The organism is Aliiroseovarius marinus (assembly GCF_004360145.1).
Classification (GTDB): domain Bacteria; phylum Pseudomonadota; class Alphaproteobacteria; order Rhodobacterales; family Rhodobacteraceae; genus Aliiroseovarius; species Aliiroseovarius marinus.
This window is the reverse complement of record NZ_SAIT01000003.1, coordinates 371573-386825: the sequence shown is the minus strand read 5'-3', so window position 1 is coordinate 386825 and position 15253 is coordinate 371573. Positions and strand designations below refer to the sequence as shown.

16 protein-coding genes are annotated in these 15253 nt (G+C 60.7%); 14 read left to right on the top strand and 2 right to left on the bottom strand.

Going from position 1 to position 15253, the window contains the following annotated elements; genetic code table 11:
• Positions 1-22 precede the first annotated feature (22 nt).
• The 9 genes from EOL43_RS11625 to pgi all read left to right on the top strand — a co-directional run bounded on the left by EOL43_RS11625 (position 23) and on the right by pgi (position 8772).
• Positions 23-1075 carry a cobalt-precorrin-5B (C(1))-methyltransferase gene (locus EOL43_RS11625; protein ID WP_133488714.1) on the top strand — a complete coding sequence of 351 codons (1053 nt, stop codon included), beginning with the start codon at positions 23-25 and terminating at the stop codon, positions 1073-1075.
• Positions 1072-1803 (top strand): cobalt-precorrin-6A reductase, encoded by a 732-nt coding sequence (locus EOL43_RS11620; RefSeq protein ID WP_133488712.1) that lies wholly within the window; start codon positions 1072-1074, stop codon positions 1801-1803. The genes EOL43_RS11625 and EOL43_RS11620 overlap by 4 nt, the downstream gene beginning before the upstream one ends.
• Positions 1779-2420, top strand: coding sequence for a DNA-3-methyladenine glycosylase family protein (locus tag EOL43_RS11615; protein ID WP_133488710.1), 642 nt, complete (start codon positions 1779-1781; stop codon positions 2418-2420). Before EOL43_RS11620 ends, EOL43_RS11615 begins: the two co-directional genes overlap by 25 nt.
• Positions 2417-3100, top strand: coding sequence for an alpha/beta hydrolase (locus EOL43_RS11610; protein ID WP_133488708.1), 684 nt, complete (start codon positions 2417-2419; stop codon positions 3098-3100). Before EOL43_RS11615 ends, EOL43_RS11610 begins: the two co-directional genes overlap by 4 nt.
• 180 nt (positions 3101-3280) lie before the next feature.
• Positions 3281-3865, top strand: a complete 585-nt coding sequence (locus EOL43_RS11605) for an HNH endonuclease (protein ID WP_133488706.1) — start codon at positions 3281-3283, stop codon at positions 3863-3865.
• Positions 3866-3934: 69 nt separating this feature from the next.
• Positions 3935-4885, top strand: a complete 951-nt coding sequence (gene speB, locus EOL43_RS11600) for an agmatinase (RefSeq protein ID WP_133488704.1) — start codon at positions 3935-3937, stop codon at positions 4883-4885.
• Between the two features lie 117 nt (positions 4886-5002).
• Positions 5003-6457, top strand: a complete 1455-nt coding sequence (gene zwf / locus EOL43_RS11595) for a glucose-6-phosphate dehydrogenase (RefSeq protein ID WP_133488703.1) — start codon at positions 5003-5005, stop codon at positions 6455-6457.
• Complete coding sequence (gene pgl, locus EOL43_RS11590) at positions 6454-7128, top strand: 6-phosphogluconolactonase (protein WP_133488701.1); 675 nt, start codon at positions 6454-6456, stop codon at positions 7126-7128. The genes zwf and pgl overlap by 4 nt, the downstream gene beginning before the upstream one ends.
• A gap of 33 nt (positions 7129-7161) precedes the next feature.
• A complete protein-coding gene (gene pgi, locus EOL43_RS11585; RefSeq protein WP_133488699.1) occupies positions 7162-8772 on the top strand; it encodes a glucose-6-phosphate isomerase in 1611 nt (536 codons plus the stop codon).
• A gap of 32 nt (positions 8773-8804) precedes the next feature.
• On the opposite strand, the gene EOL43_RS11580 is transcribed toward pgi, so the two are convergent.
• Positions 8805-9770, bottom strand: coding sequence for an alpha/beta fold hydrolase (locus tag EOL43_RS11580; protein WP_133488697.1), 966 nt, complete (start codon positions 9768-9770; stop codon positions 8805-8807).
• Between the two features lie 29 nt (positions 9771-9799).
• On the bottom strand, positions 9800-10090 hold the full coding sequence (locus EOL43_RS11575; protein ID WP_133488695.1) for an SCP2 sterol-binding domain-containing protein: 291 nt from the start codon (positions 10088-10090) through the stop codon (positions 9800-9802).
• A gap of 191 nt (positions 10091-10281) precedes the next feature.
• Here EOL43_RS11575 and EOL43_RS11570 point away from each other — a divergent pair, with 191 nt between their 5' ends.
• The 5 genes from EOL43_RS11570 (at position 10282) to EOL43_RS11550 (ending at position 15247) form a co-directional block, all read left to right on the top strand.
• Entirely contained in the window at positions 10282-10830 is a 549-nt protein-coding gene (locus tag EOL43_RS11570) for a tetratricopeptide repeat protein (RefSeq protein WP_133488693.1), read from the top strand.
• Positions 10831-10866: 36 nt separating this feature from the next.
• Positions 10867-13638 (top strand): helicase-related protein, encoded by a 2772-nt coding sequence (locus tag EOL43_RS11565; protein ID WP_133488690.1) that lies wholly within the window; start codon positions 10867-10869, stop codon positions 13636-13638.
• Positions 13639-13644: 6 nt separating this feature from the next.
• Positions 13645-14073, top strand: coding sequence for an RNA-binding S4 domain-containing protein (locus tag EOL43_RS11560; protein WP_133488688.1), 429 nt, complete (start codon positions 13645-13647; stop codon positions 14071-14073).
• A gap of 49 nt (positions 14074-14122) precedes the next feature.
• Positions 14123-14458, top strand: a complete 336-nt coding sequence (gene fdxA / locus EOL43_RS11555; RefSeq protein WP_133488685.1) for a ferredoxin FdxA — start codon at positions 14123-14125, stop codon at positions 14456-14458.
• 276 nt (positions 14459-14734) lie between these two features.
• Positions 14735-15247 (top strand): CarD family transcriptional regulator, encoded by a 513-nt coding sequence (locus EOL43_RS11550; protein ID WP_133488683.1) that lies wholly within the window; start codon positions 14735-14737, stop codon positions 15245-15247.
• Positions 15248-15253 lie beyond the last annotated feature (6 nt).

Below are 15253 nucleotides of genomic sequence, written 5' to 3'. Positions count from 1 at the left end.
TTGCGTGCGTATAGTCGTTAGGATGGAAAAGATTGACCCTCAGAAACTGCGCCGTGGCTGGACCACGGGCGCCTGTGCCACGGCCGCGGTGAAGGCCGCGTTGGATGCGCTGTGGGGGAAGGGGGCGCCTGCGCGCGTGACGATCACCTTGCCGCGTGGGGAAACCCCGGATTTCCTGATCTACGACCTGATCACCGGCGATAACTGGGCGGAAGCGGCGATCGTGAAGGATGCAGGCGACGACCCGGACGTGACCCACGGTGCGGTGATCCGGGCGCGTGTCGCGCCTGCGAAACCGGGACAGGGTGTGTTCTTTGTTGCCGGAGAAGGGGTCGGAACCGTGACAAAACCCGGTCTGCCGATTCCTGTTGGGCAACCTGCAATCAACCCGGTGCCACGCCAGATGATCAAAGGCGTCGTGCACGAGGCTGCTGTAGGCTATGACCAAGCCGCGGATGTGATCGTCACCATCTCGGTCGAGGATGGGGCGGCGCTTGCCGAGAAGACGTGGAACCCGCGGCTTGGCATCAAGGGCGGGCTGTCCATTCTGGGCACCACCGGCATTGTGCGCCCGTTTTCCTGCGCGGCGTGGATCGCCTCTATCCATCGGGGCATTGATGTGGCGCGCGCTGAGGGGCTGACCCATGTGGCGGGCTGCACGGGGGCGACCTCGGAAAAGGTGGTGCAGGGGCTGATGGGCCTGTCTGACGGGGCGATGATCGACATGGGAGATTTCGCGGGCGGGATGCTGAAATATTTGGCGCGGAACCCGATTGACAGGGTGACCATAGGCGGCGGCATTGGCAAGCTGACCAAGCTGGCGCAAGGTGCGCGGGATTTGCATTCGGGCCGCAGTCAGGTGGACTTTGATATGTTGTCCGAGTGGCTGGAGGATCCCGAAATTGCAGACATGAATACCGCCCTACAAGCTTATGAAAAACATGGGGAAAAGATGTCTTCGCTGGTCGCCGAAAAAGCGCAATCGCAAGCCATCGAGATCCTGCGTGGTGCGCCGATTTCCGTGGACATCGTCGTAATTGACCGAAAGGGCGAGATCATCGCGCAAGCCCTGTGAAGATCCTGCTGCTGGCCGGAACGGGCGAGGCTCGCGCCTTGGCAAAGCTCTTGGCGGATCACGGGCAGGATGTGCTGGCCTCCTTGGCCGGGGTGACGCGTGTACCAGCGACCTATCCCGTTCCGACACGCGTCGGTGGCTTTGGTGGTGCGGCTGCACAACGGGACTTTGTGATCACAAATGGATTTAATGCCGTCGTTGACGCTACGCACCCGTTCGCGGCGCAGATTTCTGAACGCAGCTTCCAAATATGCAAAGTATTATCAGTGCCTTATCTTCGGCTGTTGAGGCCAGAATGGCGCGCGGAAACCGGCGACGACTGGCATCTGATCGACCATCCCGAGGCGGCGTCAGAGCACATCCCGACTGACGCGCGGGTGCTTCTGGCGACCGGGGCGGCCTCGGTCGCGGACTGGGCCGAACTGGCCGAGGGACGGACGCTGTTTTGCCGCCGCGTGGATGCGACGGACGATCCTTTTCCCTATGATGGGGACTGGATTGTCGGGCGTCCGCCATTCTCGCTGGAAGAAGAGTTGGACACGCTGCGCAGTCACGGCATCACACATGTGGTCAGCAAAAATGCGGGCGGGCCGACCAGTGCCAAGCTATTGGCGGCACGGCAGTTGGGCTTGCCCGTCGTGATGCTTAACCGCCCCGCCTTGCCTGATTGCGATCGTGTGGAAACCCCGGAAGAGGCGCTGGCATGGCTGACGGCCCTGAAACACTGATCCTCGGGCAGGACTGCCTGCAACGCGAGGCCGCCGCGCTGTGCCGGATCGAGCCGCGGTTCCGGCCCGTTTGGGATCATCTGGACGAGATCCCTCTGCGCCTGCGCCCGGACGGATTTTCTGCTTTGCTGTTTGCCATCGTGGGACAGCAGGTCTCGACCGCATCAGCAGCGGCGATTTGGGCGCGCCTGCAGGAGGCTGGGTTTGACGACACAGCCAATGTCGCCCTTGCCGGCGATCAGGATTTGGCAAATGTGGGCTTGTCGCGTCCGAAAATCCGCTATGTGAAGGCCTTGGCCGAAGCCGCGATTGATTATCCGGCGCTACACCACTTGCCGTCCGATCAGGTGATCAACACGCTGACCGCCGTTCCAGGGATCGGGATTTGGACGGCCGAGATCTATGCGCTGTTCGCATTGGCCCGTGCGGATGTGTTCCCGGCCGGCGATCTGGCCCTGCAGGAAGCCGCGAAACGGCTGTTTGACCTGCCCGAGCGGCCCAAAGAAAAGGCAATGCGCGCGATGGCGCGGGGCTGGTCCCCCAACAGGGGCGTTGCGGCGCGGTTGCTCTGGGCCTATTACCGCATGGAAACAGAACGCGAAGGGATAGGCGAATGACCCGCATCTTGGAAAGCAAACGGCGCGAAGCGGCCTCGGGCACCACGAAATCGGTGGTGGTGTTTTTGCACGGCTATGGCGCGGATGGCGCCGACCTGCTGGGGCTGGCCGATCCCCTGTCGCAGCACATGCCCGACACGACCTTCATCGCCCCTGACGCGCCCGAGAAATGCCTGGGCAATCCGATGGGATACCAGTGGTTCCCGATCCCGTGGCTGGACGGTTCGTCGGAAGAAGACAGCATGCGCGGCGTAGAGATGGCCGAAGGCGATATCAATGCCTTCCTTGATCAGGTGCTGGAAGATGAAGGCATCGAACCCTCGCAACTGATCGTGTTCGGCTTCTCGCAAGGCACCATGATGTCCCTGCGTGTGCTGCCCCGTCGGGATGAGCCGATTGCCGGTCTGGTCGCGTTCTCGGGCCGGATGCTGGAGCCGGATCAGTTCGCAGAAAACGTGGTGTCGAAGCTGCCCATTCTGCTGGTGCATGGCGATCAAGACGACATGGTGCCTCCGGGCCATTTCAGCGAAAGCGGTGAAGTGCTGCAGGCTGCTGGGTTCGAAACCTATGGCTTCATCATGAAGGGCACCGGGCATGGGATCGCGATGGACGGTCTGTCGGTTGCGCTGAGCTTCATGCTGGACAAGCTGGGGATGGCCCCGGCCGAGGCTGCCAACTGATCACGTCTGGCGCACCGCTTGTCACATCCCTGAGATAATCCGATGTTATCCCGTTGATGACCCCATATGTTGGGGTTGTCAGGTTGTCTTATCAATATATAGTCAACCTATAAGCATGGGGCGGGTGTCCCGCCCCGACAACCGATTGAGGATGTATTACGGGCGAGGATTGGATGCGTCATGGACGGAGACTTCAGAACTGACTTTGTACGCGAAGGCGGGGGCGTCAAACAGCGCGCTGCCTTGGTGCTTAACGCGGATTTCAGGCCCTTGTCCTATTATCCGCTGTCTCTGTGGCCCTGGCAGGAGGCCGTGAAGGCGGCGGTGCTGGATCGGGTCAATATATTGGCCGAGTATGACGAGGTGGTTAGAAGCCCGTCGCTTGAGCTGAAGATCCCCTCGGTCGTGGTTCTGAAAGACTATGTGAAACCTCAAAAGCGCGTGGCCTTCACGCGCTTTAATTTGTTCTTGAGGGACGAATTCTGCTGCCAGTACTGTGGGGCGAAAGGGGATTTGACCTTTGACCACGTGGTGCCGCGGGCTGCCGGCGGTGTGACCAGTTGGGAAAACGTGGTGGCCGCCTGTCAGCGGTGTAACTTGAAAAAAGGCTCGAAACCCTTGCGGCATTCGGGGCTGACTTTGCGCAAGCCCGCGCGCCAGCCCACGGCAGAAGAGCTGCGCAATGTCGGGCGCAAGTTTCCGCCGGGCCATTTGCACGACAGTTGGATGGATTTTCTGTACTGGGATACGGAACTCGACGCCTGATCTGTCGGATTTCGCATGACGGCGTGGATGTGACTCGCTAGCGTCCTCTTGCACAACAGAGAGGTCGCCATGTCAGATCCGTTTTTCACCCCCGTTTCAGGCTTTGACCTGCCGCGTTTTGCGGGCGTGCCGACTTTCATGCGGCTGCCTTATGTGGATTTTGACCATCCGCGATTCTCGGATGTGCAGGTCGGTCTGATTGGTGCGCCCTGGGATGGCGGCACCACCAACCGACCCGGCCCGCGCCACGGCCCGCGTCAGCTGCGCGACATGTCCACCATGATCCGGGCGCAGAACGGTGCGACCGGCGTGCGCCCGTTCGAGGTAATGAACTGCGCGGATCTGGGCGACGTAGCCCCGAATCCTGCAGACGTAATGGATAGTTTGAAACGGATGGAGGCGTTCTATACCCGCGTCCACGCCGCTGGCATCCGTCCGCTGACCGGAGGGGGCGACCACCTGTGCACCCTTCCGATTCTGCGCGCACTGGCCAAGGATGGGCCGGTTGGGATGGTGCATTTCGACAGCCACACCGACCTGTTCCACTCGTATTTCGACGGGACGATGTACACCCACGGCACGCCGTTTCGCCGCGCGGTCGAAGAGGGGCTTTTGGACCCTAAACGTGTAGTCATGATCGGCATTCGCGGCACCGCTTATGACAGTGAGGATCGCGACTTTGCCGACAGTGTGGGCATCCGCGTGATTCCCATCGAAGAGTTCCACGCCCGCGGGGTGGATGACGTGATGACCGAGGCGCGCGAGATCGTCGGGCAGGGTGCCACCTATGTCAGCTATGACATTGATTTCGTTGATCCCGCCTTCGCACCCGGTACCGGCACGCCCGAGGTCGGTGGGCCGAACTCCTATCAAGCGCTTCAGGTCGTGCGCGCCTTGCAGGGGTTGAACATTATCGGCGCTGATCTGGTCGAAGTCTCGCCGCCGTTCGATCCCAGCGGAGCGACTGCTTACTTGGGCGCATCGATCATGTTCGAGCTTCTATGTGTGATGGCGGGCTGATCCGCCATCCTGACCGACTTTGCTTGTGACGCGCCATAAGGATGCTAGACTTATGCGAACGAAGCGGTTAGAAGGCCGTGAGTGAAATAGTTAGCGCTAACATAACTGGAGTTCCTGATGGTCTCGCGTGTTATTCCGGTCGATCCTTTTGATCTGGTCATTTTTGGTGGGACGGGTGATCTGTCGCGTCGCAAAATCCTGCCCGGTCTGTACCGGCGCTTCCGTGATGGTCAGATGCCTGAGGGCGCGCGCATCATCGGTGCTGCGCGCAGTGATCTGGACGACGAGGGCTTCCGCGATTTCGTGGAGGATGCCGTGCGTAGCTTCGTGTCCAAGCGCAAATGTGATCCCGACACGCTGGCCGCGTTCCGCGAGTCGCTATTCTATGTGCAAGTGGACGCCACGGGCGATGACGGCTGGGCAGAGCTGAAAGCCAAAAGCAAGTTGGACCGGGTGCAGGCCTTCTATTTCTCGGTCGGGCCGAGCTTGTTTGGGCCGATTGCCAAACGCCTGCATACCAAGGGGATCGCGGGGCCCGAGGCCCGGATCGTGGTCGAGAAGCCCTTTGGCCACGACATCGAAACCGCCCGCGCGCTCAATGCCACGCTGGCCGAGCACTTCGACGAAAGCCAGATTTACCGCATCGACCACTATCTTGGAAAAGAGACGGTGCAGAACCTGATGGCACTGCGCTTTGGCAACATGCTGTTCGAGCCGCTTTGGAACGCGCAATACGTGGACCACATCCAGATCACCGTGGCCGAGACCGTCGGCGTCGAAGGGCGGGGCGGGTATTATGACAAGTCGGGCGCGATGCGCGACATGGTGCAGAACCACCTGATGCAGCTTCTGTGTCTGACCGCGATGGAGCCGCCGTCCAAGTTCGATTCGGACGCGGTGCGGGATGAGAAGTTGAAGATCATCCGTGCTTTGGATCCTGTCGCACCGGAAGACATGGTGCGCGGTCAATACGCGGCAGATGACGAGGTTGCGTCCTATCTGACGGATGCGGAAGCCGACGCCAGTGACACGGAAAGCTTCATTGCGATGAAGCTGCACATCTCGAACTGGCGCTGGAACGGGACGCCGTTTTACCTGCGCACAGGCAAACGCCTGAAGGCGCGGATGTCCGAAATTGTGGTGCGGTTCAAAGAACCGCCGCACTCGATTTTCGAGGCCGATACCGGGCAGTCCGCGAACGAGTTGTCGATCCGTCTGCAGCCCAACGAAGGCATGGACCTGAAGGTCACAATCAAGGAACCGGGGCCGGGTGGCATGCGCTTGATCGATGTGCCTTTGGATATGACTTTTGCCGAGGCATTGGGGGAAGAAATCGCTGATTCTCCAGATGCTTACGAACGTCTGATCATGGATGTGATCCGTGGCAACCAGACGCTGTTCATGCGCGGGGACGAGGTCGAGGCCGCTTGGGCCTGGACCGATCCGATCATCGAAGATTGGGAAGGCCGCCGAGACAAGCCGATCAGTTATGACCCGTTCTCGACCGGGCCGGAGGAGGCGCTTATGCTGCTTCACAAAGATGGCCGTCGCTGGAGGGAGATTCGCGAATGAACCTGATTGAGTATGCGGATCGCGATATGATCATGTTGGACCTAGCCGATGTGCTGGCGTCCGAACTGACCCAAATGCTGGACCATGAAGAGCGCGCATCGCTTGCCGTGCCGGGCGGAACGACGCCCGGGCCGGTATTTGACGCACTCAGCGCGGTGGATCTGGATTGGGAGCGGGTCGACGTGTTGCTGACGGACGAACGCTGGGTGCCGGAAAGCAGCCCGCGCTCGAACACAGCACTTCTGCGATCGCGCCTGCTGGTAGGGCACGCTGCCAAGGCCAATCTGGTGCCGCTCTATGCCGACAATCCTCGCCCGGAAGAGGCCTTGCCCGATCTGTCGCGTGGGATCGAGGCGCTCACGCCGATTTCGGTCGTGCTATTGGGGATGGGCGAAGACATGCACACCGCCAGCCTGTTTCCGGGCGCGGATCATCTGGACGAAGCCTTATCACGCCACGCGCCACCCTTGTTGCCCATGCGTGCACCCGGTGCGGATGAGCCACGGGTGACGTTGACAGCGCCCATTCTGAACGGGGCGATGTCAAAGCATTTGCTGATCCTTGGCGACGCCAAACGGGCCGCCTTGGATAAGGCGATGGCCGAGAAACACGCCCGCCTTGCGCCAGTTAAGGCCGTGATGTCGGATATGACCGTTCATTGGGCAGAGTAAACGCGGGCGAATGCCACGCCCCTGGGGAAGAATATGAGTATTGATACGCTGATTGCCCATCGTGGCACATTGACAGAAACGCCTTTGTCAGACCTGTTCGACGCCGACCCAAACCGGGCGGCGCGTTATTGCTCTCAGGCTGCAGGATTGTATTTCGATTGGTCGAAGACAGGGCTGGATGATCAGGCTGTGGATCTGCTTTTGTCCTTTGCAGACAGGGCAGGAGTGGCGGCCCGGCGCGATCAGATGTTTCAGGGCGACAAGATCAATTTAACCGAGGACCGCGCGGTGCTGCATACAGCCCTGCGCGCGGGACCCGAGGCTGAAGTCATCGTGGATGGCGAAGACGTCATGCCCGGTGTCCGCGACACGCTTGCACGGATGCGGGATTTCGCAACGCGCCTGCGTTCGGGCCAGATCCGCGCGCCGGGGGGCGGGCGGTTCCGGGATGTGGTGAATATCGGCATTGGTGGCTCGGACCTTGGTCCCGCGATGGCCGCGCAGGCGCTATCGCCCTATCACGATGGGCCGCGGGTGCATTTCGTCTCGAACGTGGACGGGGCGCAGATCGCAGATGTCTTGCGCGGACTGGACCCTGCCGAAACGCTGATCATGGTGGCCTCGAAAACCTTCACCACCATCGAGACCATGACCAACGCCGCCACGGCGCGAGACTGGCTGCTGCGGGATGTCCCTGCGGATGCGGTTGGTTTACATTTTACCGCGCTGTCTTCAAATCTGGAAAAAACGGCCGAGTGGGGCATCGCAGACGAGCGTGTCTTTGGGTTCGAGGACTGGGTTGGCGGGCGTTATTCCATGTGGGGACCGATTGGACTGTCTCTGATGATCGCCATTGGCGCCGACAGGTTCGATCAGATGCTGTCCGGCGCGCGTGCGATGGACCAGCATTTCCAAGCTGCCGAAGGCCGTGCGAACATGCCGCTGATGCTGGCCTTGGTCGGGTTCTGGCATCGTCAGGTCTGCGGCCATGCAACCCGCGCCGTGCTGCCATACGAGCAACGTCTGGCGCGTCTGCCCGCGTATTTGCAGCAGCTCGAGATGGAGAGCAACGGCAAGCGCGTGGCGCTGGACGGGACCGCGCTGGACCTGCCGTCAGGCCCCGTGGTCTGGGGCGAGCCGGGCACCAATGGCCAGCACGCGTTCTATCAACTGATCCATCAGGGGACTGACATCATCCCGTGCGAGTTCATGGTTGGGGCAGAGGGGCACGAGCCTGATTTGGCGCACCAGCATCAGCTGCTGGTCGCCAACTGTCTGGCGCAGTCGCAGGCCTTGATGACAGGCCGCAGCCTGTCCGAGGCGCGAGCGTTGATGCAGGCGAAAGGCTTTGAAGGGGACGAGCTGGAGCGTCAGGCCTCCCACCGCGTGTTCCCCGGAAACCGCCCTTCGACTACGTTGCTCTATCCCAAGCTGACGCCAGAGGTTCTGGGGGCGATCGTCGCGCTCTATGAACACCGTGTGTTCGTGGAAGGGGTGCTGCTTGGCATCAACTCGTTCGACCAGTGGGGCGTCGAGCTGGGCAAAGAACTGGCCGTCGCCTTGGCGCCAGTTCTAAGCGGAGATGCACCCGTGGATGCGCTGGATGGATCTACGCGTGCTCTGATTGAGAGGTTAGGTGAGTAGCGTCTAATAAGTCTATGGAAAGCATGCGCTAATTAGGCTGCGCTTGCGTTCCCATTGGTATGCGCGAGCAGGTGGATCGCGTCGTAGACTTGCGCCCGGATCGGCTCGGCCTCCATCAGCACTTCGTGCTCGCAGCCGTGCATCAGGTCTAGCCGACCGCCACGCCACCGTCCCATCAAGTCGTGGATCGGGTCCGCCTCCACAATGCGCTCTTGCGTGCCAAGGAAGGTCACGGTTTGCATGCTGGGCGCGGGCAGTTTCATCAGCGCGGTGGTTTCGCGCAGGGCCGCATAGAGCCAACCTGCGGTCGGGCCACCCAAGGTCAGTTCAGGACGAGCGCTGGCTTGCAGTTGCATCAGCGCGTACATCTCGGGATCGGTGGTCAGCATGTTGTCTTCAAACGGCTGAATATCGACATAGGTCTTGCGCGCGGTGCCGGGGGTCAGCATCAGTTTCCACGGGGTCTGATGCAGTGCCCAAGACACGCCCCAGGCGATGGGACGCAGGGCCGAGGCAATGGTGATCCCCCACATAGGGGCCGAGAAGCAGGCGCCTTTGACGTCCAGCCCCTCGTGCAGCGACCGCAATCCAATGCAGCCGCCCATGGAATGTCCCACAAGCACGAAGGGGCGGGGCAGGTCCAGCTCTTCGGCCAGCGCCATCATCGCGGCCACATCCAACTGGTATTCTGAAAAATGCCCGACATGGCCCAGAAGACGATCCTGGTCGGCGCGATCCGACAGGCCTTGCCCGCGCCAATCGACGCTCAGCGTAGCGAAACCGCGCTCCGCCAGTTCGGCGGCAATCAGGCCATATTTCTCGATATATTCGGTGCGGCCGGGGAACAGCAGCACTGTACCCACCGGGCTAGCAGTCGGGGCGGCAGGCCAAAATCCAAGCCGGATCCGCACACCATCAGATGTCTCACGCCAAAAGGCCCGCCCTTCGGCGGGTCCTTGTGCAATGTCGTCAAACAAAGGGGCGTCAGAGGTGCTCATTCCGCAGATCCTTGCCGAATTTCAGAGGTTTAGGCCAGAACAGCGCCAAGCTGCATGGCAAGCCCCATGTTGCCGTCCACAGCCAGTTTACCTGTCATGAAGGCGGTGGTTGGGTTCAGATCGCCCGACAGCATGTCCTGAAACACGTCGGCATCTGCGGTCAGGGTCACGTCAGCGTCATCGTCGCCTGCGCGTACACCGTCAGCGTCGATGATGATACCACCTTCGCCATTGATCACAAACTTGGCGGTGCCGCCGTCAAATCCGCCGCCGACTTTATCGCTCAGTGCGGCCACTGCCGTGTTGATTACGTCGCTCAATTCTCGTCCTCCAAAAAAAGCCCTAAGGGCATGGGTGTCCCGAGCATGCTAGATCAAAGTTTCCGCGCACGTAAACCTGTTTTCGTGCAGTCGACGCAAGGGAACGTGCAGTTTCCACCAATGATGCTCGCAATACACACGCGAATGTGCCTGTTCTCAGTGGGTTTTGCACGCTACCATTCCCTATGCGCATGTTTTCGCTGATCTTGCTTCTCACGCTATTCGTCGGGATCATCCCGCCGAGCGCAGCGGTTGCGCAAGATCGCGAAGAACAGCTGGATACCCTGTTTTCACAGCTTCAAACCGCCGATGACAGCAATTGGCAAGCGCTGGAAAACGAGATCTGGGAGCTGTGGTCGCGCTCGGGGTCTGACTCGATGGATCTGCTGTTGCAGCGTGGACAAAGCGCGATTCAAGCAGGAGACCTCGATGGCGCCATCGCCCATCTGAGCGCGCTGACAGACCATGCGCCCGAGTTTGCCGAGGGCTGGAACGCTCGCGCGACGGCTTTCTACATGTCCGGTGAGCTCGGCCTGTCCCTGAATGACATCGCGCAAACCCTGTCACTGGAACCACGCCATTTCGGGGCACTGACCGGGCTGGGCTTGATCCTGGAAGAATTTGGAAATGACGCCCGTGCGCTTGAAGCTTACCGCCACGCCCTTGCTATACATCCGCACAGTGACGACATAAAAGGCGCCGTAGCCCGTTTGGAACAGAAACGGGAAAAGGATATTTGACCGCCCGCGCCGGGCGGCGCTTTGAAAGGGCAGAGCATGGTTTCCGACAGCGCGCGAAGTGGCCAACGGATCACTGCCGTTCTGGGTCCAACCAACACCGGCAAAACGCATTATGCGCTTGAACGCATGCTGGGCTATCGCACCGGTGTGATTGGGCTGCCGCTGCGCCTTTTAGCGCGCGAGGTCTATGACAAGCTGGTCAGCCTGCGTGGCCCCAATGCGGTGGCGCTTGTCACGGGCGAGGAACGCATCGTGCCTGACCGCGCCCAATATTGGGTCGCTACGGTCGAAGCCATGCCGCTGGGTCTGGGCGCGGATTTCGTCGCCATTGATGAAATCCAGCTCTGCACGGATGCCGAGCGCGGGCATGTCTTCACCGACCGCCTGCTGCATATGCGCGGCACGCAGGAAACCCTGTTCATGGGGTCCGACACCATGCGGCCTGTGATTGCGGGGCTGATCCCCGACGTCCAGTTCCTGCGCCGCGAGCGATTCTCGGAGCTGATCCACGCGGGCTCGAAAAAGCTCAGCCGGATGCCGGGACGATCGGCCATTGTGGGGTTCTCGGTCGATAACCTCTATGCGATTGCGGAACTGATGCGCCGTCAGAAAGGGGGCGTGGCCGTGGTGATGGGGGCGCTGTCCCCGCGGACGCGCAATGCACAGGTCGAAATGTACCAGAATGGCGACGTGGACTATCTGGTGGCCACCGACGCCATTGGTATGGGGCTGAACCTGGATATCGACCACGTGGCGTTCTCGGCGCTGACCAAGTTCGACGGCCACCGGATGCGGCCGCTTCTGCCCAGCGAACTGGCACAGATCGCGGGCCGGGCAGGGCGGCACATGAACCACGGATCATTCGGGGTAACCGGCGAGGCGCCGCTTTTGTCGGACGAGGTCGCGGATGCGATCTGTTCCCACCAATTCGCGCCCGACAAGAAGATTTTCTGGCGCAACCGCGATCTGGCCTTCGGGTCCGTGCCCGCGCTGATCCGGTCACTTGAGGCGCCGACCAGCAATGATTGGCTGACCCGTGGGCGCGATGCAGATGACGTTATGGCGCTGAAACTCTTGGCCAAAGACGCCGAAGTGACGGCGCGCGCCAGCGACGGGCGCTCGGTCTCTCTGCTCTGGGAGCTCTGCCAGCTTCCCGATTTCCGGGGCATTAGTCACGGCGAGCACGCAGGTCTGATCACCCAGCTTTTCAACGACATCCACCAACATGGCCGGGTCAAACGCGACTGGTTTGCACGGCAGGTCAAGCGCATTGACCGTACCGACGGTGACATTGACGCGCTGTCCAAACGGCTCGCCTATATCCGCACATGGACCTATGTGGCGCAACGCCGCGACTGGTTGGACGATGTTACCCATTGGCGTGGCGAGACTCGTGCTGTAGAAGATCGCCTGTCGGATGCGTTACACGAGCGTCTGACCCAAAGATTTGTTGATCGGCGCACCAGCGTTTTGCTGCGCCGGTTGAAGCAGAAGGAGAGCCTTGTGGCTGACGTGAACGATAAAGGTGAAGTGACGGTAGAGGGCCAGTTTGTTGGCCGATTGGAGGGGTTCCGGTTCAGCCAGGACGCCGCCCAGACACCGGAAGAAGCCAAAACCCTGCGGGCGGCCAGCCTGAAGGCCTTGGCGCCGGAATTTCACCTGCGCGCCGACCGTTTTTATAACGCGCCCGACACCGAGATGGACTTCACCGAACAAGGTGGCCTGATGTGGGGCGAGCTTGCCGTGGGCAAGCTGGTCAAGGGCGATGACGTGGCCAAGCCGCGCGTGCAGGCCTTTGTCGATGACGAAGCCGGGGTGGATGTAGCCGAGAAGGTGACCCGCCGTCTGCAGCACTTCATCGACCGCAAGGTTCAGGCGCTGTTCGAGCCGCTGGCAGCGATCGAGAAAGACGAGACCCTGACCGGCATGGCCCGTGGCTTTGGTTTCCGCATGATCGAAAACTTGGGCATCATTCCGCGTGATCAGGTTGCGGGCGAGGTGAAGGATCTGGACCAAGACGCCCGCGGCGCGCTGCGCAAGCACGGTGTGCGCTTTGGTCAGTTCACCATCTTCATGCCGCTTCTCTTGAAGCCTGCGCCGACTCGTTTGCGTCTGGTGCTGGACAGCCTGTGGAAAGGTCTGGCCGAATTCCCCGAAAGCCCGCCCCCCGGTCTGGTGACGATCCCTGTGGTCGAAGGCGTGGACCACTCGGCCTATCTGCTGTCGGGCTATCGCCCTGCAGGGGCCCGTGCGATCCGCATCGACATGCTGGAACGTCTGGCTGATCAGCTGCGCGTGGAAGACAGCCGTGGCGGCTTTGAAGCCAAGGCCGACATGCTGTCGATTACCGGCATGACGCTGGAGCAGTTCGCCGACCTGATGCAGGGTCTGGGCTATAAGGCCGAGAAGGGCGAGCGCGAGAAGGTGAAAGCTATGGTCGAGGGCGCGGAAGCGCCCGCCGAGGCTCCTGCTGCTGAGGAAGCACCTGCTGAAGCTGCGGCTGACGCTGCTGAAGCACCCGCCGAGGACGCCGGTCCCGAAATGGAGACCTTCTTTACCTTCACATGGGGCGGCTTTGGTCGCGCCCGTCAGGGTGGCAAACCGCGTGGTGAACGCGGGCAGGGCAAACCCGGCGGCAAACCGCGTGGGGATCGCGCGGGTGGTAAGCCCAAACGCGGTAAGGGCCCGAACAAAGGCCCGCGCGACATGAAGCCGAAAAGCTATCAGTCCGGACCGAAGAAGGAAAAAGCCATCGACCCGGACAACCCGTTTGCTGCGGCCCTGATGGGTCTGAAAGACAAGGGCTAAGCCGCGATGGCGGATGCACAGGGGAAGGGCGGTACACCGCCCGCCCCAACAGCTTCAAAAATGCGCGTGGACAAGTGGTTGTGGCACGCGCGTTTTTTCAAGACCCGCGGGCTGGCCACCAAACTGGTCACAGCCGGTCACGTGCGGGTCAATGGCGACAAGATCGCAAAAGCCTCACATGGAATCACTTCGGGCGATGTTCTGACCTTTCCGCAGGCCAAACAGGTGCGTGTGATCCGAGTTCAGGCGCTGTCCACCCGTCGCGGCCCGGCGCCTGAGGCCCAAGCGCTCTACGAAGACCTTGATCCGCCGGCAGATCGGACGGACAATGTTCCGCAATCCCAAGCCTCTGCCTTGAAAACGGTCGGGAAGGGCCGTCCGACTAAGAAAGATCGTCGCATCTTGGATCAAACCCGCAGGACTATGCTTGATTGATCCCGCGCGCTGTCCTAAGTGAGGCCGAGACCAAATTGAAGGTGCCACAATGACCTATGTCGTCCAAGACAACTGCATCGCCTGCAAATACACCGATTGCGTGGAAGTTTGCCCCGTAGACTGTTTCTATGAAGGTGAAAACATGCTGGTCATCCATCCGGACGAATGCATCGACTGTGGTGTGTGTGAACCGGAATGCCCGGCAGATGCCATCCGCGCCGATACCGAGCCGGGAACGGAGAAATGGGTCGAGTTCAACCGCAAGTACTCGGAACTGTGGCCGGTCATCATCGAGCGTAAAGATCCGCTGCCGGAAGCTGAAGAGCGTGATGGCGAAGAGGGCAAGCTCGAGAAATATTTCTCGGAAGCACCAGCTGAGCAGTAAGGTCTGTCTGCCGTAAGGTGGGCAACATCTGCACCTGCGGGCAGAGTTTGACCGATCGGTCAGGCTTCTGCATTGCAGCGCTTTTCTATACCTGATTTTTATGGTATACTTACCGCAAATCTTGGGTCGATCATGACGCCCTGTACCTGAGGCAGGGCGTTTTATTTCGGTGAGTCGTGACATTTTGCTGGCGGGCTAACGGCGCCGCCACCCATTTTTGTCTGACCCCGCCAACCATGACACCCGACTGTAACAACAACGCGAAGGATCGCATACATGAGCAAGAAGAAACTGGATTTCCGCCCGAACGAATACGTTGTCTATCCCGCTCACGGCGTCGGACAGATCGTGTCGATCGAAGAGCAGGAAATTGCCGGGATCGAGCTTGAGCTGTTCGTCATCTCGTTTGAGAAAGACAAGATGACGCTGCGGGTGCCCACCAACAAAGCCACCGAAGTTGGCATGCGCGGGCTGTCCAGCCCGGACGAGATTTCCAAAGCCATGACCACTCTGAAAGGCAAGGCCCGTGTAAAACGCGCCATGTGGTCGCGCCGGGCGCAGGAATATGAACAGAAGATCAACTCGGGCGATCTGATTGCCATTGCCGAGGTCGTGCGCGACCTGCACCGCACCGATGATCAGCGCGAGCAGAGCTATTCCGAGCGTCAGCTGTATGAAGCAGCACTTGAGCGTCTTACCCGCGAAGTTGCTGCCGTGGGTGGTGGTGACGAACTGGCCGCACAGAAAAAGGTCTCGGACGTTCTGATGTCGCGCGCGGCTGCTGCGTAAGTCAGC